The sequence below is a fragment of the Paraburkholderia sp. GAS82 genome (assembly GCF_050436285.1).
GTDB lineage: Bacteria > Pseudomonadota > Gammaproteobacteria > Burkholderiales > Burkholderiaceae > Paraburkholderia > Paraburkholderia phenazinium_B.
Genome location: NZ_JBNDLX010000015.1, coordinates 148,426 through 169,291, shown reverse-complemented (window position 1 = coordinate 169,291; position 20,866 = coordinate 148,426). Strand labels below are relative to the sequence as shown.

Genomic DNA, 20,866 nt, shown 5'->3' with positions numbered 1-20,866 from the left:
ATGAAAGCTCTGCTCGATCTATTCAAGCAAGTCCAACAAGAAGAAGTTTTTGATGCAATCAAGATCGGTCTGGCGTCGCCGGACAAGATCCGTTCGTGGTCGTTCGGTGAAGTGAAGAAGCCGGAAACCATCAACTACCGGACATTCAAGCCGGAACGTGATGGCTTGTTCTGCGCGAAGATTTTCGGGCCGATCAAGGACTACGAATGCCTGTGCGGCAAATACAAGCGCCTGAAGCACCGTGGCGTGATCTGCGAGAAGTGCGGCGTTGAAGTCACGCTGGCGAAGGTGCGTCGCGAACGGATGGGCCACATCGAACTGGCCTCGCCGGTTGCGCACATCTGGTTCCTGAAGTCGCTGCCGTCGCGTCTGGGCATGGTGCTCGACATGACGCTGCGCGACATCGAACGCGTGCTGTACTTCGAAGCCTACGTGGTGATCGATCCGGGCATGACGCCGCTGAAAGCGCGGCAGATCATGACGGAAGAGGATTACTACAACAAGGTCGAAGAGTACGGTGACGAATTCCGTGCCGAAATGGGCGCGGAAGGCGTGCGCGAACTGCTGCGCGCGATCAACATCGACGAACAGGTCGAGATGCTGCGCACCGAACTCAAGAACACGGGTTCGGAAGCGAAGATCAAGAAGTACGCGAAGCGCCTGAAGGTGCTCGAGGCTTTCCAGCGTTCGGGCATCAAGCCTGACTGGATGGTGCTCGAAGTGCTGCCGGTGCTGCCGCCGGAACTGCGTCCGCTGGTGCCGCTGGACGGCGGCCGTTTCGCGACGTCGGACCTGAACGACCTGTATCGCCGCGTGATCAACCGTAACAACCGGTTGAAGCGTCTGCTCGAACTGAAGGCGCCTGAAATCATCGTCCGCAACGAAAAGCGGATGCTGCAGGAAGCCGTCGATTCGCTGCTCGATAACGGCCGTCGTGGTAAGGCGATGACCGGCGCAAACAAGCGTCCGTTGAAGTCGCTCGCTGACATGATCAAGGGTAAGGGCGGTCGTTTCCGTCAGAACCTGCTCGGTAAGCGTGTGGACTACTCGGGCCGTTCGGTGATCGTGGTCGGCCCGACGCTCAAGCTGCATCAGTGCGGCCTGCCGAAGCTGATGGCGCTCGAACTGTTCAAGCCGTTCATCTTCAACAAGCTCGAAGTGATGGGTGTCGCTACCACCATCAAGGCTGCGAAGAAGGAAGTCGAGAACCAGACGCCGGTGGTGTGGGACATCCTGGAAGAGGTGATCCGCGAGCATCCGGTCATGCTGAACCGTGCGCCGACGCTTCACCGTCTTGGCATTCAGGCTTTCGAGCCGGTGCTGATCGAAGGTAAGGCAATCCAGCTGCACCCGCTCGTTTGCGCGGCGTTCAACGCCGACTTCGACGGTGACCAGATGGCTGTGCACGTGCCGCTGTCGCTCGAAGCGCAGATGGAAGCGCGCACGCTGATGCTGGCGTCGAACAACGTCCTGTTCCCGGCTAACGGCGATCCGTCGATCGTGCCGTCGCAGGATATCGTGCTCGGCCTGTACTACGCGACCCGCGAAGCAGTGAACGCCAAGGGCGAAGGCCTGACGTTCACCGGCGTCTCGGAAGCGCTGCGTGCATACGAGAACAAGGAAGTCGAGCTCGCCTCGCGCGTCAACGTTCGGATCACCGAAATGGTCCACAACGAAGACAAGTCGGAAGGTGCGCCGAAGTTCGTGCCGAAGATCACGCTGTATGCGACGACCGTCGGCCGTTCGATCCTGTCGGAAATTTTGCCGCCGGGCCTGCCGTTCTCGGTGCTGAACAAGCCGCTGAAGAAGAAGGAAATCTCGCGTCTGATCAACACCGCATTCCGCAAGTGCGGTCTGCGTGAAACGGTGATTTTCGCCGACCAGTTGATGCAGTCGGGTTTCCGTCTGGCAACGCGCGCTGGTATCTCGATCTGCGTGGACGACATGCTCGTGCCGCCGCAGAAGGAAACCATCGTCGGCGACGCCGCGAAGAAGGTGAAGGAATACGACCGTCAGTACATGTCGGGTCTCGTCACGTCACAAGAACGCTACAACAACGTGGTCGACATCTGGTCGGCAACGTCGGAAGCGGTCGGCAAGGCGATGATGGAACAGCTCTCGACGGAGCCGGTGGTCGATCGCGACGGCAACCAGACGCGTCAGGAGTCGTTCAACTCCATCTACATGATGGCTGACTCGGGTGCTCGCGGTTCCGCAGTTCAGATTCGTCAGCTGGCCGGTATGCGTGGCCTGATGGCGAAGCCGGATGGCTCGATCATCGAGACGCCGATCACGGCGAACTTCCGCGAAGGCCTGAACGTGTTGCAGTACTTCATCTCGACCCACGGTGCACGGAAGGGTCTGGCTGATACGGCACTGAAGACGGCAAACTCGGGTTACCTGACGCGCCGTCTGGTGGACGTGACGCAGGATCTGGTGGTGGTGGAAGACGATTGCGGTACGTCGAACGGCGTCGCCATGAAGGCGTTGGTCGAAGGCGGTGAAGTCGTCGAAGCCCTGCGTGACCGTATCCTCGGTCGCGTGGCGGTGGCTGACGTCGTCAATCCGGAATCGCAGGAAACGCTGTACGAAGCAGGCACGTTGCTCGACGAAGACGCGGTCGAAGAGATCGAACGCCTCGGCATCGACGAAGTGCGCGTGCGTACGCCGCTGACTTGCGAAACGCGTTACGGTCTGTGCGCAGCCTGCTACGGCCGCGACCTGGGCCGCGGCTCCTCGGTCAACGTCGGTGAGGCAGTGGGTGTGATCGCTGCGCAGTCGATCGGTGAACCGGGCACGCAGCTGACGATGCGTACGTTCCACATCGGTGGTGCGGCATCGCGTGCGGCAGTGGCCTCGTCAATCGAAGCCAAGTCGAACGGTACGGTTCGTTTCACGTCGACGATGCGTTACGTCACGAATGCGAAGGGCGAGCAGATCGTCATCTCGCGTTCGGGCGAAGCGATGATCACCGACGACCACGGCCGTGAGCGTGAGCGTCACAAGGTGCCGTACGGCGCGACGCTGTTGCAACTGGACGGCGCGCAGATCAAGGCCGGCACGCAACTGGCGACGTGGGATCCGATGACGCGTCCGATCATCACCGAGTACGGTGGTACGGTGAAGTTCGAAAACGTCGAAGAAGGCGTGACGGTTGCCAAGCAGATCGACGATGTGACGGGTCTCTCGACGCTGGTCGTGATCGACGTGAAGCGCCGCGGTTCGCAAGCTTCGAAGACGGTGCGTCCGCAGGTCAAGCTGCTCGATGCGAGCGGTGAAGAAGTCAAGATCCCGAACACCGAGCACTCGGTGCAGATCGGCTTCCAGGTCGGCGCTCTGATCACCGTGAAGGACGGTCAGCAGGTGCAGGTGGGTGAAGTGCTCGCACGTATCCCGACCGAATCGCAGAAGACGCGTGACATTACCGGCGGTCTGCCGCGTGTGGCGGAACTGTTCGAAGCACGTTCGCCGAAGGACGCAGGTATCCTGGCGGAAGTCACGGGTACGACGTCGTTTGGTAAGGACACGAAGGGCAAGCAGCGTCTCGTTATCACGGACCTCGAGGGCAACCAGCACGAGTTCCTGATCGCGAAGGAAAAGCAGGTTCTGGTGCACGATGGTCAGGTCGTCAACAAGGGCGAAATGATTGTCGACGGGCCGGCCGATCCGCACGACATCCTGCGTCTGCAGGGCGTCGAAGCGCTGTCGCGTTACATCGTGGACGAAGTGCAGGACGTGTACCGTCTGCAAGGCGTGAAGATCAACGACAAGCACATTGAAGTGATTGTTCGTCAGATGCTGCGTCGCGTGCAGATTACGGACAACGGCGATACGCGTTTCATCCCGGGCGAACAGGTCGAGCGGTCGGATATGCTCGACGAGAACGACCGTATGATCGCGGAAGACAAGCGTCCGGCAACGTACGAAAACGTCTTGCTTGGTATCACGAAGGCGTCGCTGTCGACCGATTCGTTCATCTCTGCGGCATCGTTCCAGGAAACGACCCGCGTGCTGACCGAAGCGGCGATTATGGGCAAGCGCGACGATCTGCGTGGTCTGAAGGAAAACGTGATCGTTGGCCGTCTGATTCCGGCCGGTACGGGTCTCGCGTTCCACAAGGCACGCAAGAGCAAGGAACTGTCCGACCGCGAGCGTTTCGATCAGATCGCCGCGGAAGAGTCGTTCGAATTCGGTACGCCGGAAACCCCGGCCGCCGAACAGCAACACTCAGGCGAATAAGTCCTGGCGGCGCAAGCCGCTTGGGCTCGTAAGCCAGAAGCCGCTCAGTTTCGACTGAGCGGCTTTTTTTTTGTCGACAGGAGTCAGTGCTTTGGCACTCACTCCTGTCCCACGCACCACAGTCGCTTTTGACACGCCTTTGAGCGGTTTTGTAGGCCAATTGGCTAACGTTGTCGGAAAGCGCAGGCGCAGTACGAATGCGTTGGTAAAATTCGTGTCACCGGCAATACGCTGTCCTCTCTCAAATTCATGTCCCGTTCGCTCGAAATCCTCAACGAAGTCTTCGGTTACCCCGTGTTCAGAGGGCAACAGGGGGAGATTGTCGAACATGTCGCCGGCGGCGGCGATTGCCTCGTGTTGATGCCGACGGGCGGCGGCAAATCGCTCTGTTACCAGATTCCGTCGCTGGTGCGGCGCGAGGCCGGACTGGGCGCGGGGATCGTGGTGTCGCCGTTGATCGCGCTGATGCAGGATCAGGTTGCTGCGCTCAAGGAAGTCGGCGTGCGCGCGGCGTATCTGAATTCGACCTTGTCTGGCCCGGAGGCCGCCGCGACTGAGCGCGCATTGCGCGAAGGCGAGATCGATCTGCTGTATGTGGCTCCCGAGCGGCTGATGACGTCGCGCTTCCAGGAGCTGCTCGAGCGCACGCGCATCGGCTTGTTTGCGATCGACGAAGCGCACTGCGTTTCGCAATGGGGGCACGACTTCCGCCCTGAGTACATTCAGCTGTCGGTGTTGCACGAACGTTTTCCGAACGTGCCTCGCATCGCGCTTACGGCTACTGCAGATGCCATCACGCGCGATGAAATCATCCACCGCCTGGCGCTCGACGATGCGCGGGTTTTCGTCTCCAGTTTCGACCGCCCGAACATCCGCTACCGGATCGTCGAAAAGGACAATGCGCGGACGCAGTTGCTCGATTTCATCCGCGCCGAGCATTCCAGGCCCGACGGCACGACCGACGCCGGCGTCGTGTATTGCCTGTCACGTCGCAAGGTGGAAGAAACGGCCGAGTGGCTGAAAGAGAAGGGCATGCGTGCGCTGCCTTATCACGCTGGCATGGAGTTCGAGATTCGCCAGAAGCACCAGGAGATGTTCCAGCGCGAGGAAGGCATCGTCATGTGCGCGACGATCGCGTTTGGTATGGGCATCGACAAGCCGGATGTGCGTTTTGTCGCTCACCTGGATTTACCGAAAAGCGTCGAAGGCTACTACCAGGAAACGGGCCGCGCGGGCCGCGACGGCATGCCGGCGAACGCATGGATGGCCTACGGCCTCGGCGACGTCGTGCAGCAGCGCAAGATGATCGACGAATCGGACGCCGACGATGCGCATAAGCGCGTGCAGACCGGTAAACTCGACGCGCTACTTGGCCTGTGCGAAGCGGCGACATGCCGCCGGGTGCGTCTGCTTAACTATTTTGGCGAATCGAGCAAACCCTGCGGCAATTGCGATACCTGTCTTGAACCGCCCGACACCTGGGATGCAACGCGGGAGGCGCAAATGGCACTGTCCTGCGTGTTCCGCGCGCAACGGGCGAGTGGTTTCCACTTCGGCGCCGGCCATCTGATCGACATCTTGCGTGGTAACCGCAGCGAAAAAATCCTGCAACGCGGTCACGAAAAGTTGACCACCTTCGGAATAGGCGCTGCGCTGGGCGAGCCGGAATGGCGCGCCATCTTCCGCCAGCTCGTCGCGTTCGGTTACCTGACGGTCGACCATGAGGGCTTCGGCTCGCTGGTGCTCACCGAGGCAAGTAAAGCGGTACTCAAGAGCGAGCAGAACGTCACGATGCGCCGCTATGTGAAGCCGACGCGTACCCGCCAGTCGTCTAGCCGCACCAGTGAGCGCGCGGATCCGACGATCGGCATGGGGCCGCGCGAGCGCGCCCGCTGGGACCGTCTGCGTGCCTGGCGCACCGAGACGGCGAAGACCGAAGGCGTGCCGGCCTACGTCATCTTCCACGACGCGACTTTGGCGGAGATTGCCCGCAACGGCCCCGATTCCATCGAGACCTTGCGCGGCATTCCGGGCATGGGTGCGCGCAAACTGGACCGCTTCGGTTGGGAATTGCTCGAAGTGGTCGGTGCCGACTAGGCATTACAGAGTCAGTCGGGGCTTCGAGACCTCGCAAGCTATTGACTCACTTAGTCTTTTCGGAATATTATGCTAGGTTCCGGTTCTTGGAATGCCGCCGCGCGGGTCAAAGCAAGATGAGCTCGCACGCTGGCAATCGGATCCGGAAGTTCGATGCGCAATCGTTTCTGCTTTGCCCAGAAAGATTTGCGTCGATTTTGTTCAATTTCAGGAATAAACAATGCCAACCATCAATCAACTGGTTCGCAAAGGCCGCGCTTCCGAAACAGTGAAGAGCAAGAGCCCGGCTTTGCAGGACTGCCCCCAGCGTCGCGGCGTGTGCACTCGCGTGTACACCACGACGCCGAAGAAGCCGAACTCGGCACTTCGTAAGGTCGCCAAGGTGCGCCTGACGAACGGCTTCGAAGTCATTTCGTACATTGGTGGTGAAGGCCACAACCTGCAGGAACACTCGGTCGTGCTGATTCGCGGCGGTCGTGTGAAGGACTTGCCGGGTGTGCGTTACCACATGGTTCGCGGCTCGCTGGACACCCAGGGCGTCAAGGATCGTAAGCAGGCTCGTTCGAAGTACGGTGCCAAGCGCGCCAAGGCTGGCAAGTAATTAGCCGGTCAGTCGTTTCAGGTCGCCTGCAAAGGCGGTATTAGCGGTGGTGCCGGAATCGCCGGTGCTGTCGAGTAAGTGGTCACCCGACCGGGCTGGTAAGTCGTAAGAGATGAATCGGGTTAGTTGGTGGCCGCGGGGCTAAAAATAGCTCCAACTGAAAAAGTTAAAGGAAGAAACATGCCGCGTCGTCGCGAAGTCCCCAAGCGGGAAGTGTTGCCGGATCCGAAGTTCGGTAACGTAGATGTAGCCAAGTTCATGAACGTGCTGATGCTCTCCGGCAAGAAGTCGGTTGCCGAGCGTATCGTGTACGGCGCTTTTGAACAGATCCAGACCAAGGGTGGCAAGGACCCGCTGGAAGTGTTCACGGTAGCGCTCAACAACGTGAAGCCGGTGGTCGAAGTGAAGAGCCGTCGCGTTGGTGGTGCGAACTATCAGGTTCCGGTCGAAGTGCGTCCGTCGCGTCGTATGGCATTGGCGATGCGTTGGTTGCGCGAAGCTGCGAAGAAGCGCAGTGAGAAGTCGATGGCCCTGCGTCTGGCAGGTGAACTCTCCGAAGCGGCCGAAGGCCGTGGCGGCGCGATGAAGAAGCGCGACGAAGTTCACCGGATGGCAGAAGCCAACAAGGCGTTCTCGCACTTCCGTTTCTAAGCTGCCCGATCCCGGGTTAGCGGAAGAAATCGGCAAGAAATTCCGGGCGGGTGCGCTTATAAAGCGCCTCGCCCGTTTGTGTTACAGCGCGATGGGTCTTTCTCGCATCGCGTTATCCCCATAGAGGATCAAAGTGGCTCGCAAGACACCTATCGAGCGCTACCGCAATATCGGTATTAGCGCTCACATCGACGCCGGCAAAACGACGACGACCGAGCGCATTCTGTTCTATACCGGCGTGAACCATAAGATTGGTGAAGTTCACGACGGCGCTGCCACCATGGACTGGATGGAGCAGGAGCAGGAACGCGGCATTACCATCACGTCGGCTGCTACCACGGCCTTCTGGAAAGGTATGGCTGGCGACCGCGCCGAGCACCGCATCAACATCATCGACACCCCGGGCCACGTTGACTTCACGATTGAAGTTGAGCGTTCGATGCGCGTGCTCGACGGTGCATGCATGGTTTACTGCGCAGTGGGCGGCGTGCAGCCGCAGTCGGAAACTGTGTGGCGTCAGGCTAACAAGTACAAGGTTCCCCGCCTCGCGTTCATCAACAAGATGGATCGTACCGGTGCGAACTTCTTCAAGGTCTACGACCAGCTCAAGCTGCGTCTGAAGGCGAACCCGGTTCCGGTTGTGGTGCCTATCGGCGCCGAAGAAACTTTCACGGGCGTGGTCGATCTGCTGAAGATGAAGGCGATCATTTGGGATGACGCGTCCCAGGGCACGAAGTTCTCGTACGAAGAAATCCCGGCTGAGCTCGTTGACACGTGCAACGAGTGGCGTGAAAAGATGGTCGAGGCCGCGGCTGAATCGAGCGAAGAGCTGATGAACAAGTACCTCGAAGAGGGCGAGCTGACCGAAGAGGAAATCGTCAAGGGTCTGCGCGACCGTACGATCGCTTGCGAAATCCAGCCGATGCTTTGCGGTACCGCGTTCAAGAACAAGGGTGTGCAACGGATGCTGGACGCCGTGCTCGACTTCCTGCCGTCGCCGATCGACATCCCGCCGGTTACCGGCGAGCTGGAAAACGGTGAACAGGGTGAGCGCCGCGCTGCTGACGACGAAAAGTTCTCGGCACTGGCATTCAAGATCATGACCGACCCATTCGTCGGCCAGCTAATCTTCTTCCGTGTGTACTCGGGCGTTGTGAATTCGGGCGACACGGTGCTGAACGCGACGAAGGACAAGAAGGAACGTCTGGGTCGTATTCTGCAGATGCACGCAAACCAGCGTGAAGAAATCAAGGAAGTCCGCGCAGGCGACATCGCTGCTGCAGTCGGCCTGAAAGACGCAACGACTGGCGACACGCTGTGCGATCCGCAGAGCCCGATCGTGCTCGAACGCATGATTTTCCCGGAGCCGGTGATTTCGCAGGCTGTTGAGCCGAAGACGAAGCCCGACCAGGAAAAGATGGGCCTGGCACTGAACCGCCTGGCTCAGGAAGATCCGTCGTTCCGCGTGCAAACGGACGAAGAATCGGGTCAAACTATTATTTCGGGCATGGGCGAGCTCCACCTCGAAATTCTGGTTGACCGGATGAAGCGTGAATTCGGCGTCGAAGCGACTGTCGGCAAGCCGCAGGTGGCTTACCGCGAGACGATTCGCGGCAAGGCGGAAGACGTTGACGGTAAGTTCGTCAAGCAGTCGGGTGGTCGCGGCCAGTACGGTCACGCGGTCATCACGCTCGAGCCGAACGAGCAAGGCAAGGGCTACGAGTTCCTGGACGAGATCAAGGGCGGCGTGATTCCGCGTGAATACATCCCGGCAGTCGACAAGGGTATCCAGGAAACGCTCAAGGCTGGCGTGCTGGCAGGCTTCCCGGTCGTTGACGTGAAGGTTCACCTGACGTTCGGTTCGTACCACGATGTTGACTCGAACGAAAACGCGTTCCGCATGGCCGGTTCGATGGCGTTCAAGGAAGCAATGCGCAAGGCAAGCCCGGTCATCCTCGAACCGATGATGGCTGTGGAAGTCGAAACGCCGGAAGACTACATGGGCAACGTGATGGGCGATCTTTCGGGCCGTCGCGGTATTGTTCAGGGCATGGAAGACATGATTGGCGGCGGCAAGATTGTTCGCGCCGAAGTGCCGCTGTCGGAAATGTTTGGCTACTCGACGTCGCTGCGTTCGCTGAGCCAAGGTCGTGCAACGTACACGATGGAGTTCAAGCATTATTCGGAAGCACCGCGCAACGTGTCGGAAGCAATCATCAACGCGAAGTCGAAGTAAGCGCGCGGCAAGTCATTCAACGATTAACTTTTTGAAAGAAGAGAAACATGGCTAAAGGTAAATTCGAACGGACCAAGCCGCACGTGAACGTCGGCACGATCGGTCACGTTGACCACGGCAAGACCACGCTGACGGCAGCGATCACGACGGTGCTGACCGCGAAGTTCGGCGGGGAAGCGAAGGCGTATGACCAGATCGACGCGGCGCCGGAAGAAAAGGCGCGCGGCATCACGATCAACACGGCACACGTCGAGTACGAAACGGCGAACCGCCACTACGCACACGTTGACTGCCCGGGCCACGCTGACTATGTGAAGAACATGATCACGGGCGCCGCGCAGATGGACGGCGCAATCCTGGTGTGCTCGGCCGCTGACGGCCCGATGCCGCAAACGCGTGAGCACATCCTGCTGGCACGTCAGGTTGGCGTTCCGTACATCATCGTGTTCCTGAACAAGTGCGACATGGTGGACGACGCTGAGCTGCTGGAGCTCGTCGAGATGGAAGTTCGCGAACTTCTGTCGAAGTACGACTTCCCGGGCGACGACACGCCGATCATCAAGGGTTCGGCCAAGCTGGCGCTGGAAGGCGACAAGGGCGAGCTGGGCGAAGTGGCGATCATGAACCTGGCCGACGCGCTGGATACGTACATCCCGACGCCGGAGCGCGCAGTGGACGGCGCATTCCTGATGCCGGTGGAAGACGTGTTCTCGATCTCGGGTCGTGGCACGGTGGTGACGGGTCGGGTTGAGCGCGGTGTGGTGAAGGTCGGCGAAGAAATCGAGATCGTGGGTATCAAGCCGACGGTGAAGACGACGTGCACGGGCGTGGAAATGTTCCGCAAGCTGCTCGACCAGGGTCAGGCGGGCGACAACGTGGGTATCCTGCTGCGCGGCACGAAGCGTGAAGACGTGGAGCGTGGCCAGGTGCTGGCCAAGCCGGGTTCGATCAACCCGCACACGCACTTCACGGCCGAAGTGTACGTGCTGAGCAAGGACGAAGGCGGTCGTCACACGCCGTTCTTCAACAACTACCGTCCGCAGTTCTACTTCCGTACGACGGACGTGACGGGCTCGATCGAGCTGCCGAAGGACAAGGAAATGGTGATGCCGGGCGACAACGTGTCGATCACGGTGAAGCTGATCAACCCGATCGCGATGGAAGAAGGTCTGCGCTTCGCCATCCGTGAAGGTGGCCGTACCGTCGGCGCAGGTGTCGTTGCCAAGATTCTCGAGTAAAATCGAGGGTTCGCGGTTGCAGTAATTTGCAGTAAAGGTGCCCGGGGCCGGGCGCCCGCCCTCAGTGGGTGTCCGGTCCTACGTTCTTTTTATATTTGGCGATGCAACATCGCCTCGCTCTTTCCAAGGAATTGTCATGCAGAACCAGAAAATCCGCATTCGCCTGAAGGCTTTCGACTATCGCCTGATTGATCAATCGGCAGCTGAAATTGTCGACACGGCAAAGCGGACTGGCGCAATCGTTCGTGGTCCGGTGCCCCTGCCGACCCGTATTCAACGTTTCGACATCCTGCGTTCGCCGCACGTCAACAAGACGTCGCGCGACCAGCTCGAAATCCGCACTCACCAGCGCCTGATGGACATCGTTGACCCGACGGACAAGACCGTCGACGCACTGATGAAGCTCGATCTGCCGGCTGGCGTAGACGTGGAAATCAAGCTGCAATAAGGCTTTGCGGCGATGCCCGGTCCGCTGGGCGTCGCTAAGTCATTGATTGCTTGCGGAAAACGAAAAGCCTCGCTATAATAGTGGGCTTTTCGCGCATTTGCGCAAAAAAGTCGGTGTGCTTCAGCTTGAAAAACGCCGGCATTTTGTAAATTAGCCCCGACCAATCGCAGTCGGGAATGGAGAAAACGATGAGCCTTGGACTCGTAGGTCGCAAGGTTGGCATGACCCGTATCTTTACGGCTGAAGGGGATTCGATTCCCGTCACCGTTCTGGACGTGTCCGACAACCGCGTGACGCAGATCAAGACTGTGGAAACCGATGGCTATACGGCCGTTCAGGTTGCATTCGGTACGCGCCGTGCATCGCGCGTGACGAAGCCGCTGGCAGGTCATCTCGCCAAAGCCGGTGTTCAAGCCGGTGAAATCCTCAAAGAATTCCAGGTTGATGCCGCCAAGGCTGCCGAGTTGTCGAACGGCGCCGTGGTGGGTCCCGACCTCTTCGAAGTGGGCCAAAAGGTCGACGTGCAAGGCGTGTCGATCGGTAAGGGCTACGCCGGTACCATCAAGCGTTACAACTTCGCATCCGGCCGTGCCTCGCACGGTAACTCGCGCTCGCACAACGTGCCGGGTTCGATCGGTATGGCGCAGGATCCGGGTCGTGTTTTCCCGGGTAAGCGCATGACCGGTCACATGGGTGACGATACGGTAACCGTGCAAAACCTCGAAATCGCTCGTATCGACGCCGACCGCAAGCTGTTGCTGGTCAAGGGTGCCGTTCCGGGTGCTAAGGGCGGCAAGGTTTTCGTGACGCCGGCCGTGAAGACGCGCGCCGTGAAAGGAGCGAAATAATGGAACTTAAGCTCCTGAATGCCAATGGTCAGGAAGGCGCAGCTGTTAGCGCGTCGGACGTCGTGTTCGGCCGTGATTACAACGAAGCCCTGATTCACCAGGTTGTGGTGGCCTACCAGGCTAACGCCCGTAGCGGTAACCGCGCGCAGAAGGACCGTGAGCAAGTCAAGCACACGACCAAGAAGCCGTGGCGTCAAAAGGGCACGGGTCGCGCCCGTGCCGGTATGTCGTCGAGCCCGTTGTGGCGCGGCGGTGGCCGTATCTTCCCGAATTCGCCGGAAGAAAACTTTTCGCACAAGGTTAACAAGAAGATGCATCGCGCAGGTCTCTGCTCGATCTTCTCGCAGCTGGCTCGCGAAGGCCGCATCTCGGTGGTTGACGAGCTGACGCTCGAAGCGCCGAAGACGAAGCTGCTGGCCGAAAAATTCAAGGCGATGGGTCTCGAATCCGTGCTGGTGATTACCGACACGGTTGACGAAAACCTGTACCTCGCGTCGCGCAACCTCGCCCATGTGGCAGTTGTCGAGCCGCGTTACGCCGACCCGCTGTCGCTGATCTACTTCAAGAAGATCCTGATCACGAAGGCTGCGGTCGCCCAGATCGAGGAGTTGCTGTCATGAGCGAGATTCGCAAGAACGATCATCGTTTGATGCAGGTCCTGCTCGCGCCGGTGATCTCCGAAAAGGCGACGCTGGTGGCCGACAAGAACGAGCAAGTCGTGTTCGAAGTCGCGCCGGATGCCACGAAGCAGGAAGTGAAGGCCGCTGTTGAACTGATGTTCAAGGTGGAAGTCGATTCCGTCAACGTGCTGGTCTCGAAGGGCAAGGCAAAGCGCTTTGGCCGCTTCATGGGCAAGCGCAAGGACGTGAAGAAGGCCTACGTCTGCCTGAAGCCTGGTCAGGAAATCAACTTTGAAGCGGAGGCCAAGTAATCATGGCAATCGTTAAAGTTAAGCCGACTTCGCCGGGTCGCCGCGCGATGGTCAAGGTGGTCAACAAGGATCTGCATAAGGGCAAGCCGTTCGCACCGCTGCTCGACGCGCAATCCTCGATCGCCGGCCGTAACAACAACGGTCACATCACCACGCGTCATAAGGGCGGTGGTCATAAGCATCACTATCGTGTCGTCGATTTCCGTCGCACGAAGGATGGCATTCCGGCCAAGGTCGAACGTCTTGAGTACGATCCGAACCGTAGCGCGAACATCGCGCTGGTTCTGTACGCGGACGGCGAGCGCAAGTACATCATCGCTCCGAAGGGTGTGACGGTGGGTCAGCAACTGATGTCGGGTTCGGAAGCTCCGATCCGCGCAGGTAACACGCTGCCGATCCGCAACATTCCGGTCGGTACGACGATTCACTGCATCGAAATGCTGCCGGGCAAGGGCGCGCAAATGGCGCGTTCGGCTGGTACGTCGGCGATGCTGCTGGCTCGTGAAGGTACGTACGCACAGGTCCGCCTGCGTTCGGGTGAAATTCGCCGTGTGCACGTTGAGTGCCGCGCGACGATCGGTGAAGTTGGCAACGAAGAGCACAGCCTCCGTCAAATCGGTAAGGCTGGCGCAAACCGCTGGCGCGGTATCCGCCCGACGGTGCGTGGCGTTGCAATGAACCCGGTCGATCACCCGCACGGTGGTGGTGAAGGCAAGACGGCTGCAGGTCGCGACCCGGTGAGCCCGTGGGGCACGCCGACGAAGGGTTATCGTACCCGCAGCAACAAGCGCACGACGAGCATGATCGTCCAGCGCCGTCACAAGCGTTAAGGAGTAGGCAATGGCACGTTCTGTAAAAAAAGGTCCGTTCTGCGACGCCCATTTGCTGAAGAAAGTTGAGGCGGCTGCAGCTTCGCGGGATAAGAAGCCGATCAAAACCTGGTCGCGTCGTTCGACGATTCTGCCGGATTTCATCGGTTTGACGATTGCCGTGCACAACGGCCGTCAACACGTTCCGGTGTATATCTCGGAAAACATGGTCGGCCACAAGCTTGGCGAGTTCGCATTGACCCGGACGTTCAAGGGTCACGCGGCCGACAAGAAGGCTAAGAAATAAGGGGCTCATGATGGAAGTGAAAGCAATTCATCGCGGTGCCCGCATCTCGGCGCAGAAGACGCGCCTTGTGGCTGACCAGATCCGCGGTTTGCCGGTCGACAAGGCGCTGAACGTTCTGACGTTCTCGCCGAAGAAGGCTGCGGGAATCGTGAAAAAGGTCGTGCTGTCGGCGATCGCGAATGCGGAGCACAACGAAGGCGCCGATATCGATGAGCTCAAGATCACGAGCATCTATATCGACAAGGCTGCCTCGCTCAAGCGTTTTACCGCGCGCGCTAAAGGCCGCGGTAACCGCATCGAGAAGCAATCCTGTCACATCACTGTGACGGTCGGTAACTAAGGGGTCATACGATGGGACAGAAAATTCATCCGACTGGCTTCCGTTTGGCCGTCAGCCGCAATTGGGCGTCGCGTTGGTACGCGAACAACAACAATTTCGCGGCGATGTTGCAGGAAGACATCGGTGTACGTGAGTACCTGAAGAAGAAGCTGAAGAACGCTTCGGTTGGTCGCGTCGTTATCGAGCGTCCGGCGAAGAACGCGCGCATTACGATTTATAGCTCGCGTCCGGGCGTGGTCATCGGCAAGAAGGGCGAGGATATCGAACTGTTGAAGTCGGAACTCCAGAAGCGTATGGGCGTTCCGGTTCACGTCAACATCGAAGAAATCCGCAAGCCGGAAACCGATGCGCAACTGATCGCCGATTCGATCACGCAACAGCTCGAGCGCCGGATTATGTTCCGCCGCGCGATGAAGCGTGCAATGCAAAACGCCATGCGTCTGGGTGCTCAAGGCATCAAGATCATGAGCGCTGGCCGCCTGAACGGTATCGAAATCGCCCGTACGGAATGGTATCGCGAAGGTCGCGTACCCCTTCATACGCTGCGCGCTGACATCGACTACGCAACTTCGGAAGCGAAGACGACGTACGGCATCATCGGCGTGAAGGTGTGGGTCTACAAGGGCGATACGCTCGGCCGCAACGACGCACCGGTGGTGGAAGAAGTCGCCGAAGAAAAGCGTCCGCGCCGCAATGCACGTCCGGGTGGCGATCGCCGTCCGCGTCGCGATGGTGAAGGTGGTGGTCCGGCAGGTGCACGCCGTGGCGCCCCCCGTCGTGCTGGCGGTGACGGGAAGACTGGAGAATAACGATGCTGCAACCGAAACGCAGAAAGTATCGCAAAGAGCAGAAGGGTCGTAACACCGGTATCGCCACCCGCGGCAACGCGGTGTCGTTCGGTGAATACGGTCTGAAGGCTATCGGTCGTGGTCGTTTGACCGCGCGCCAGATTGAAGCGGCGCGTCGTGCAATGACCCGTCACATCAAGCGTGGTGGCCGTATCTGGATCCGCATTTTCCCGGACAAGCCGATCTCGCATAAGCCGGCTGAAGTACGTATGGGTAACGGTAAAGGTAACCCTGAGTACTACGTCGCAGAGATTCAACCGGGCAAGATGCTGTACGAAATGGACGGCGTAACCGAAGAGTTGGCACGCGAAGCGTTCCGTCTGGCTGCAGCGAAGCTGCCGCTCAAGACGACCGTTATCGTTCGTCAGCTCGGCGCCTAAGGAGCAAATGATGAAGGCTTCCGAACTTCACCAGAAAGATCAGGCCGCGCTCAACAAGGAGCTGTCGGACCTGCTGAAGGCGCAATTCGGCCTGCGCATGCAACTCGCGACCCAGCAGCTCACGAACACGAGCCAGCTGAAGAAGGTCCGTCGCGACATCGCACGTGTGCGGACCGTCCTGACTGAGAAGGCGAACCAGAAATGAACGATAGCGTAAAAACCTCGCTCAAGCGGACGCTGGTCGGCAAGGTCGTCAGCAACAAGATGGACAAGACGGTCACCGTGCTGGTCGAGCACCGCGTGAAGCACCCGATCTACGGCAAGTACGTTGTGCGTTCGAAGAAGTACCACGCGCACGACGATGCGAACACGTACAACGAGGGCGACCTTGTTGAAATCCAGGAAACACGTCCGATTTCTAAGACGAAAGCTTGGGTTGTGGCTCGCCTGGTCGAGGCTGCTCGCGTCATCTGACGCCGCAAGTTGTAGAAGTAGTTGAAATCGCAGTAAGTTTCGCTTGCAAGACCGAGATTATTTGTTATAATCTCGGTCTTCCCTCTTTGTGGGAGCCCCGTCGCGGGCGAAGTTGGTGGGGGAAGCGGTTCAGGCGCCAGTCTGTTCCGAAGGATTCACCGGATTGCGATGGCGGGTTTCGTTTGCCGTCGCTGCTGTTCTAACCCAAGCAGCCGATTGGCTGACGGGACCAAGACTGACCGGGTGCGCCATGGTGGTGCGACCGGATTAAGTTGGGAATGATAAACCATGATCCAGACCGAAACTCGGCTTGAAGTGGCCGACAACACGGGTGCACGTGAAGTCATGTGCATCAAGGTGCTCGGCGGCTCGAAGCGTCGTTATGCCAGCATTGGCGACATCATCAAGGTGACCGTCAAAGAGGCAACGCCGCGCGGGCGCGTGAAGAAAGGCGAAATTTATAACGCCGTGGTGGTTCGCACCGCCAAGGGCGTTCGTCGTCAGGACGGCTCGCTGATCAAGTTCGATGGCAACGCCGCTGTGTTGTTGAATGCCAAGCTCGAACCTATTGGCACCCGTATTTTCGGGCCTGTCACGCGCGAGTTGCGTAGCGAACGATTCATGAAGATCGTTTCGCTGGCACCGGAAGTGCTGTAAGGAGTCGCGATGAACAAGATTCGCAAAGGTGACGAAGTTATCGTCATCACCGGCAAGGACAAGGGCAAGCGCGGCATCGTGCTGTCCGTTGGCGAGAATCATGTGACGGTCGAGGGTATCAACCTCGTCAAGAAGCATGTCAAGCCGAACCCGATGAAGGGTACGACGGGCGGCGTGGAAGCCAAGACGATGCCGCTGCAAATTTCGAACGTCGCATTGGTCGACGCGAATGGCAAGGCATCGCGTGTAGGCATCAAGGTCGAAGGAGACAAGAAAGTCCGTTTCCTTAAGACGACCGGTGCCGAGCTGAGCGCCTGACGCTGCGGAGTAAAAAAATGGCTCGTTTGCAAGAGTTTTACAAAGAGAAGGTTGTACCCGGCCTCATCGAGAAGTTCGGTTACAAGTCCGTGATGGAAGTGCCGCGCATCACCAAGATCACCCTGAACATGGGCCTTGGCGAAGCGGTTGCTGACAAGAAGATCATCGAAAACGCCGTTGGCGACCTGACGAAGATTGCTGGCCAGAAGCCGGTGATCACGAAGGCACGTAAGGCAATCGCTGGCTTCAAGATCCGTCAGGGCTATCCGATCGGTGCAATGGTCACGTTACGTGGTCAGGCAATGTACGAATTTCTGGACCGTTTCGTGACGGTTGCGCTCCCCCGTGTGCGCGACTTCCGTGGCGTGTCGGGTCGTGCGTTCGATGGTCGCGGCAACTACAACATCGGTGTGAAAGAGCAGATCATTTTCCCCGAAATCGACTACGACAAGATCGACGCACTGCGTGGGCTGAACATCAGCATCACGACGACTGCGAAGACCGACGACGAAGCAAAGGCCCTGCTCGCCAGCTTCAAGTTCCCGTTCAGAAACTGAGGTTACCGTGGCTAAACTGGCACTGATCGAACGTGAAAAGAAGCGTGCTCGCCTCGCTGCTAAGTACGCTCCCAAGCGTAACGAGTTGAAGGCGATCATTGGCGATATGAGCAAGTCGGACGAAGAGCACTACGCAGCCCGTCTCGAACTGCAACAACTGCCGCGCAACTCTAATCCGACCCGTAAGCGCAACCGTTGCGCAATTACCGGTCGCCCGCGCGGCACGTTCCGTAAATTCGGGCTGGCGCGTAACAAGATTCGCGAAATCGCGTTCCGCGGCGAGATCCCTGGCCTGACCAAGGCGAGCTGGTAATAGGAGAAACGTAAATGAGCATGAGTGATCCTATCGCCGATATGCTGACTCGCATCCGCAATGCGCAGATGGTTGAGAAGGTTTCGGTGCAAATGCCCTCGTCGAAAGTGAAGGTTGCGATCGCGCAGGTCCTGAAGGACGAAGGCTATATCGACGATTTCGCAGTGAAGTCCGAAGGTGCGAAGTCGGAATTGAACATCGTGTTGAAGTACTACGCTGGCCGTCCGGTCATCGAACGCATTGAACGCGTTTCGAAGCCTGGTCTGCGTGTGTACCGCGGCCGTAACGACATCCCCGTGGTCATGAATGGCCTTGGCGTGGCAATCGTGTCGACGCCGAAGGGCGTGATGACGGACCGCAAGGCGCGCGCTACGGGCGTTGGCGGCGAAGTCATCTGCTACGTCGCTTAAGGCCGAAAGGAGAGAAACATGTCTCGAGTAGGTAAAAGCCCGATCGTGCTGCAAGGCGCGGAAGTGGCCCTGAGCGACGATCGCATCACCGTCAAGGGTCCGTTGGGCACGATTACGCAAGCTGCAAACCGCCTCGTGAAAGTGGTGAACGACAACGGCACGCTGAAGTTCGAGCCGGTTGACGAAAGCCGCGAAGCGAACGCGATGTCGGGCACGATGCGCGCACTCGTTGCGAACATGGTGAACGGCGTGACGAAGGGTTTCGAGCGCAAGCTGACGCTGGTTGGCGTCGGTTACCGCGCACAGGCGCAAGGCGACAAGCTGAACCTGTCGCTGGGTTTCTCGCACCCCGTGGTGCACCAGATGCCGGAAGGCGTCAAGGCTGAAACCCCGACGCAAACCGAAATCGTGATCAAGGGGATCAATAAGCAACAAGTTGGCCAGGTCGCTGCAGAAGTGCGCGGCTATCGTCCGCCGGAGCCCTATAAGGGCAAGGGTGTGCGTTACGCCAACGAGGTTGTGATCCTCAAAGAAACGAAGAAGAAGTAAGGGTGCGCAATCATGGATAAGACTCAATCTCGCCTGCGCCGCGCTCGTCAGACGCGTATCAAGATCGCTGAGCTGCAGGTCGCGCGTCTCGCCGTGCATCGCACGAACACGCACATCTATGCGCAAGTGTTCTCGCCGTGCGGCACCAAGGTGCTCGCCAGCGCGTCGACGCTCGAAGCCGAAGTGCGTGCGCAACTGGCTGATCAGACCGGCAAGGGTGGCAACGTTGCTGCTGCTACGCTGATCGGCAAGCGCATTGCAGAAAAGGCTAAGGCTGCCGGCATCGAATCCGTCGCCTTCGACCGTTCGGGTTTCCGTTACCACGGCCGCGTGAAAGCGCTGGCTGATGCGGCGCGCGAAGCCGGACTCAAGTTCTAAGGGAAGAATTCGTCATGGCAAAGATGCAAGCGAAAGTTCAGGCTGACGAACGCGACGATGGCCTGCGCGAAAAGATGATTTCGGTCAACCGCGTGACCAAGGTTGTGAAGGGCGGCCGGATTCTCGGTTTTGCCGCACTGACCGTGGTTGGCGACGGCGATGGCCGCATCGGCATGGGCAAGGGCAAAGCGAAGGAAGTTCCGGTTGCTGTTCAGAAGGCAATGGAACAAGCTCGCCGCAACATGTTCAAGGTGCCGCTCAAGAACGGTACGTTGCAACACGAAGTGCACGGTAAGCACGGCGCATCCGCAGTCCTCCTCGCTCCGGCGAAGGATGGTACCGGCGTGATCGCTGGCGGCCCGATGCGCGCAGTGTTCGACGTGATGGGTGTGCAGAATGTGGTGGCCAAGAGCCACGGTTCGACGAACCCGTACAACCTCGTTCGTGCAACGCTCGACGGCCTGCGCAAGCAGTCCACGCCGGGCGACATCGCGGCGAAGCGTGGCAAGTCCGTCGAAGAAATTCTGGGCTAAAGGTGGACACCATGTCTGATAAAACTGTCAAGGTTCAGCTCGTCAAGAGCCTGATCGGGACCCGCGAAACGCACCGCGCTACGGTGCGTGGCTTGGGCCTGCGTCGACTCAACTCGGTTAGCGAGTTGCAAGACACGCCGGCTGTGCGCGGCATGATCAACAAGGTTTCGTACCTCGTTAAGGTCATCAGCTAAGCGGCTGACCCGGACTCAAGGAGTTGATAATGGAATTGAATAACCTGAAGCCGGCCGAAGGCTCGAAGCACGCAAAGCGTCGCGTGGGTCGTGGTATCGGTTCGGGCCTCGGCAAGACGGCTGGCCGTGGTCACAAGGGTCAGAAGTCGCGTTCGGGCGGCTTCCACAAGGTTGGCTTCGAAGGCGGTCAAATGCCGCTGCAACGTCGCCTGCCGAAGCGGGGCTTCACCTCGCTGACGAAGGAATTCGTCGGTGAAGTGCGTCTGTCGGATCTTGAAAAGCTGCCGGTCGACGAAATCGATCTGCTGGCTCTGAAGCAGGCCGGTCTGGTCGGCGAGCTGATCACGAGCGCCAAGATCATCAAGACGGGCGAGCTGAAGCGCAAGATCGTTGTGAAGGGTCTGGGTGCGACGAAGGGTGCGCGCGCTGCGATTGAAGCAGCTGGCGGCTCCTTTGCCGAGTAACGTGCAAGTCGTTTGCCGTCACTAGCATTTGCATCGGAGAAGCTAC

Annotated in this window: 27 protein-coding genes; all 27 read left to right on the top strand. The window is 59.0% G+C overall.

Translation table 11 applies throughout. The features are described 5' to 3' along the window. The 27 genes from rpoC to rplO all read left to right on the top strand — a co-directional run bounded on the left by rpoC (position 1) and on the right by rplO (position 20,820). Entirely contained in the window at positions 1-4,239 is a 4,239-nt protein-coding gene (rpoC, locus tag P3T17_RS35020; protein ID WP_074262711.1) for a DNA-directed RNA polymerase subunit beta', read from the top strand. 249 nt (positions 4,240-4,488) lie between these two features. Continuing rightward, entirely contained in the window at positions 4,489-6,336 is a 1,848-nt protein-coding gene (gene recQ / locus P3T17_RS35015; RefSeq protein ID WP_429411485.1) for a DNA helicase RecQ, read from the top strand. A 220-nt stretch (positions 6,337-6,556) separates the two neighbouring features. Beyond that, positions 6,557-6,937 (top strand): 30S ribosomal protein S12, encoded by a 381-nt coding sequence (rpsL, locus tag P3T17_RS35010; protein WP_035935550.1) that lies wholly within the window; start codon positions 6,557-6,559, stop codon positions 6,935-6,937. A 180-nt stretch (positions 6,938-7,117) separates the two neighbouring features. Next, positions 7,118-7,588 (top strand): 30S ribosomal protein S7, encoded by a 471-nt coding sequence (rpsG, locus tag P3T17_RS35005; protein WP_006053291.1) that lies wholly within the window; start codon positions 7,118-7,120, stop codon positions 7,586-7,588. 133 nt (positions 7,589-7,721) lie between these two features. Further along, a complete protein-coding gene (gene fusA, locus P3T17_RS35000; RefSeq protein ID WP_074262709.1) occupies positions 7,722-9,824 on the top strand; it encodes an elongation factor G in 2,103 nt (700 codons plus the stop codon). 47 nt (positions 9,825-9,871) lie between these two features. Continuing rightward, the gene (tuf, locus tag P3T17_RS34995; protein WP_074262708.1) at positions 9,872-11,062 is read left to right on the top strand and encodes an elongation factor Tu; all 1,191 of its coding nucleotides are present in this window, start codon (positions 9,872-9,874) and stop codon (positions 11,060-11,062) included. Positions 11,063-11,198: 136 nt separating this feature from the next. Further along, complete coding sequence (gene rpsJ / locus P3T17_RS34990; protein ID WP_006998489.1) at positions 11,199-11,510, top strand: 30S ribosomal protein S10; 312 nt, start codon at positions 11,199-11,201, stop codon at positions 11,508-11,510. Between the two features lie 188 nt (positions 11,511-11,698). Continuing rightward, positions 11,699-12,358 carry a 50S ribosomal protein L3 gene (gene rplC / locus P3T17_RS34985; protein ID WP_074262707.1) on the top strand — a complete coding sequence of 220 codons (660 nt, stop codon included), beginning with the start codon at positions 11,699-11,701 and terminating at the stop codon, positions 12,356-12,358. Further along, entirely contained in the window at positions 12,358-12,978 is a 621-nt protein-coding gene (gene rplD / locus P3T17_RS34980; protein ID WP_074262706.1) for a 50S ribosomal protein L4, read from the top strand. Before rplC ends, rplD begins: the two co-directional genes overlap by 1 nt. Beyond that, a complete protein-coding gene (gene rplW / locus P3T17_RS34975) occupies positions 12,975-13,289 on the top strand; it encodes a 50S ribosomal protein L23 (RefSeq protein WP_074262705.1) in 315 nt (104 codons plus the stop codon). Before rplD ends, rplW begins: the two co-directional genes overlap by 4 nt. A 2-nt stretch (positions 13,290-13,291) precedes the next feature. Further along, positions 13,292-14,119 (top strand): 50S ribosomal protein L2, encoded by an 828-nt coding sequence (rplB, locus tag P3T17_RS34970; protein WP_074262704.1) that lies wholly within the window; start codon positions 13,292-13,294, stop codon positions 14,117-14,119. 10 nt (positions 14,120-14,129) lie between these two features. Beyond that, a complete protein-coding gene (rpsS, locus tag P3T17_RS34965) occupies positions 14,130-14,405 on the top strand; it encodes a 30S ribosomal protein S19 (protein ID WP_004199273.1) in 276 nt (91 codons plus the stop codon). A gap of 7 nt (positions 14,406-14,412) precedes the next feature. Next, on the top strand, positions 14,413-14,745 hold the full coding sequence (gene rplV, locus P3T17_RS34960) for a 50S ribosomal protein L22 (protein ID WP_007180133.1): 333 nt from the start codon (positions 14,413-14,415) through the stop codon (positions 14,743-14,745). Between the two features lie 11 nt (positions 14,746-14,756). Next, on the top strand, positions 14,757-15,554 hold the full coding sequence (gene rpsC, locus P3T17_RS34955; protein ID WP_429411483.1) for a 30S ribosomal protein S3: 798 nt from the start codon (positions 14,757-14,759) through the stop codon (positions 15,552-15,554). Between the two features lie 2 nt (positions 15,555-15,556). After that, positions 15,557-15,973, top strand: coding sequence for a 50S ribosomal protein L16 (gene rplP, locus P3T17_RS34950; protein ID WP_074262702.1), 417 nt, complete (start codon positions 15,557-15,559; stop codon positions 15,971-15,973). Positions 15,974-15,983: 10 nt separating this feature from the next. Further along, the gene (gene rpmC / locus P3T17_RS34945; protein ID WP_007180130.1) at positions 15,984-16,178 is read left to right on the top strand and encodes a 50S ribosomal protein L29; all 195 of its coding nucleotides are present in this window, start codon (positions 15,984-15,986) and stop codon (positions 16,176-16,178) included. Continuing rightward, positions 16,175-16,447 carry a 30S ribosomal protein S17 gene (gene rpsQ / locus P3T17_RS34940; RefSeq protein ID WP_007180129.1) on the top strand — a complete coding sequence of 91 codons (273 nt, stop codon included), beginning with the start codon at positions 16,175-16,177 and terminating at the stop codon, positions 16,445-16,447. The genes rpmC and rpsQ overlap by 4 nt, the downstream gene beginning before the upstream one ends. Positions 16,448-16,735: 288 nt before the next feature. Continuing rightward, on the top strand, positions 16,736-17,104 hold the full coding sequence (gene rplN / locus P3T17_RS34935; RefSeq protein WP_006052212.1) for a 50S ribosomal protein L14: 369 nt from the start codon (positions 16,736-16,738) through the stop codon (positions 17,102-17,104). Between the two features lie 9 nt (positions 17,105-17,113). After that, complete coding sequence (gene rplX, locus P3T17_RS34930) at positions 17,114-17,422, top strand: 50S ribosomal protein L24 (protein ID WP_074262701.1); 309 nt, start codon at positions 17,114-17,116, stop codon at positions 17,420-17,422. Between the two features lie 17 nt (positions 17,423-17,439). Then, a complete protein-coding gene (rplE, locus tag P3T17_RS34925) occupies positions 17,440-17,979 on the top strand; it encodes a 50S ribosomal protein L5 (protein ID WP_006052214.1) in 540 nt (179 codons plus the stop codon). A gap of 7 nt (positions 17,980-17,986) precedes the next feature. Further along, positions 17,987-18,292, top strand: a complete 306-nt coding sequence (rpsN, locus tag P3T17_RS34920) for a 30S ribosomal protein S14 (RefSeq protein ID WP_074262700.1) — start codon at positions 17,987-17,989, stop codon at positions 18,290-18,292. 14 nt (positions 18,293-18,306) lie between these two features. Further along, positions 18,307-18,702 (top strand): 30S ribosomal protein S8, encoded by a 396-nt coding sequence (gene rpsH / locus P3T17_RS34915; protein WP_074262699.1) that lies wholly within the window; start codon positions 18,307-18,309, stop codon positions 18,700-18,702. An 18-nt stretch (positions 18,703-18,720) separates the two neighbouring features. Further along, the gene (gene rplF / locus P3T17_RS34910; protein WP_074262698.1) at positions 18,721-19,251 is read left to right on the top strand and encodes a 50S ribosomal protein L6; all 531 of its coding nucleotides are present in this window, start codon (positions 18,721-18,723) and stop codon (positions 19,249-19,251) included. A gap of 12 nt (positions 19,252-19,263) precedes the next feature. After that, the gene (rplR, locus tag P3T17_RS34905) at positions 19,264-19,629 is read left to right on the top strand and encodes a 50S ribosomal protein L18 (protein WP_006052218.1); all 366 of its coding nucleotides are present in this window, start codon (positions 19,264-19,266) and stop codon (positions 19,627-19,629) included. Between the two features lie 14 nt (positions 19,630-19,643). Further along, positions 19,644-20,162: a 30S ribosomal protein S5 gene (gene rpsE / locus P3T17_RS34900; protein WP_074262697.1), complete on the top strand. Its 519-nt coding sequence runs from the start codon at positions 19,644-19,646 to the stop codon at positions 20,160-20,162. Between the two features lie 11 nt (positions 20,163-20,173). Next, positions 20,174-20,356 (top strand): 50S ribosomal protein L30, encoded by a 183-nt coding sequence (gene rpmD / locus P3T17_RS34895; RefSeq protein ID WP_007180126.1) that lies wholly within the window; start codon positions 20,174-20,176, stop codon positions 20,354-20,356. A gap of 29 nt (positions 20,357-20,385) precedes the next feature. Then, positions 20,386-20,820: a 50S ribosomal protein L15 gene (gene rplO / locus P3T17_RS34890; RefSeq protein WP_074262696.1), complete on the top strand. Its 435-nt coding sequence runs from the start codon at positions 20,386-20,388 to the stop codon at positions 20,818-20,820. Positions 20,821-20,866: the final 46 nt, after the last annotated feature.

Excerpts from the sequence above, each read along its gene's own strand:
- rpmD (WP_007180126.1), top strand. The coding sequence starts at position 20,174 with ATGTCTGATAAAACTGTCAAGGTTCAGCTCGTCAAGAGCCTGATCGGG.
- rplV (WP_007180133.1), top strand. The coding sequence starts at position 14,413 with ATGATGGAAGTGAAAGCAATTCATCGCGGTGCCCGCATCTCGGCGCAG.
- rplF (WP_074262698.1), top strand. The coding sequence starts at position 18,721 with ATGTCTCGAGTAGGTAAAAGCCCGATCGTGCTGCAAGGCGCGGAAGTG.
- rplN (WP_006052212.1), top strand. The coding sequence starts at position 16,736 with ATGATCCAGACCGAAACTCGGCTTGAAGTGGCCGACAACACGGGTGCA.
- rpsJ (WP_006998489.1), top strand. The coding sequence starts at position 11,199 with ATGCAGAACCAGAAAATCCGCATTCGCCTGAAGGCTTTCGACTATCGC.
- rpsH (WP_074262699.1), top strand. The coding sequence starts at position 18,307 with ATGAGCATGAGTGATCCTATCGCCGATATGCTGACTCGCATCCGCAAT.
- rplC (WP_074262707.1), top strand. The coding sequence starts at position 11,699 with ATGAGCCTTGGACTCGTAGGTCGCAAGGTTGGCATGACCCGTATCTTT.
- rplD (WP_074262706.1), top strand. The coding sequence starts at position 12,358 with ATGGAACTTAAGCTCCTGAATGCCAATGGTCAGGAAGGCGCAGCTGTT.
- rpsE (WP_074262697.1), top strand. The coding sequence starts at position 19,644 with ATGGCAAAGATGCAAGCGAAAGTTCAGGCTGACGAACGCGACGATGGC.
- rplO (WP_074262696.1), top strand. The coding sequence starts at position 20,386 with ATGGAATTGAATAACCTGAAGCCGGCCGAAGGCTCGAAGCACGCAAAG.
- rplR (WP_006052218.1), top strand. The coding sequence starts at position 19,264 with ATGGATAAGACTCAATCTCGCCTGCGCCGCGCTCGTCAGACGCGTATC.
- rpsL (WP_035935550.1), top strand. The coding sequence starts at position 6,557 with ATGCCAACCATCAATCAACTGGTTCGCAAAGGCCGCGCTTCCGAAACA.
- rpsS (WP_004199273.1), top strand. The coding sequence starts at position 14,130 with ATGGCACGTTCTGTAAAAAAAGGTCCGTTCTGCGACGCCCATTTGCTG.
- tuf (WP_074262708.1), top strand. The coding sequence starts at position 9,872 with ATGGCTAAAGGTAAATTCGAACGGACCAAGCCGCACGTGAACGTCGGC.
- recQ (WP_429411485.1), top strand. The coding sequence starts at position 4,489 with ATGTCCCGTTCGCTCGAAATCCTCAACGAAGTCTTCGGTTACCCCGTG.
- rpsQ (WP_007180129.1), top strand. The coding sequence starts at position 16,175 with ATGAACGATAGCGTAAAAACCTCGCTCAAGCGGACGCTGGTCGGCAAG.
- rplE (WP_006052214.1), top strand. The coding sequence starts at position 17,440 with ATGGCTCGTTTGCAAGAGTTTTACAAAGAGAAGGTTGTACCCGGCCTC.
- rpsG (WP_006053291.1), top strand. The coding sequence starts at position 7,118 with ATGCCGCGTCGTCGCGAAGTCCCCAAGCGGGAAGTGTTGCCGGATCCG.
- rpsC (WP_429411483.1), top strand. The coding sequence starts at position 14,757 with ATGGGACAGAAAATTCATCCGACTGGCTTCCGTTTGGCCGTCAGCCGC.
- rpoC (WP_074262711.1), top strand. The coding sequence starts at position 1 with ATGAAAGCTCTGCTCGATCTATTCAAGCAAGTCCAACAAGAAGAAGTT.
- rplX (WP_074262701.1), top strand. The coding sequence starts at position 17,114 with ATGAACAAGATTCGCAAAGGTGACGAAGTTATCGTCATCACCGGCAAG.
- rplP (WP_074262702.1), top strand. The coding sequence starts at position 15,557 with ATGCTGCAACCGAAACGCAGAAAGTATCGCAAAGAGCAGAAGGGTCGT.
- rplB (WP_074262704.1), top strand. The coding sequence starts at position 13,292 with ATGGCAATCGTTAAAGTTAAGCCGACTTCGCCGGGTCGCCGCGCGATG.
- rpmC (WP_007180130.1), top strand. The coding sequence starts at position 15,984 with ATGAAGGCTTCCGAACTTCACCAGAAAGATCAGGCCGCGCTCAACAAG.
- rplW (WP_074262705.1), top strand. The coding sequence starts at position 12,975 with ATGAGCGAGATTCGCAAGAACGATCATCGTTTGATGCAGGTCCTGCTC.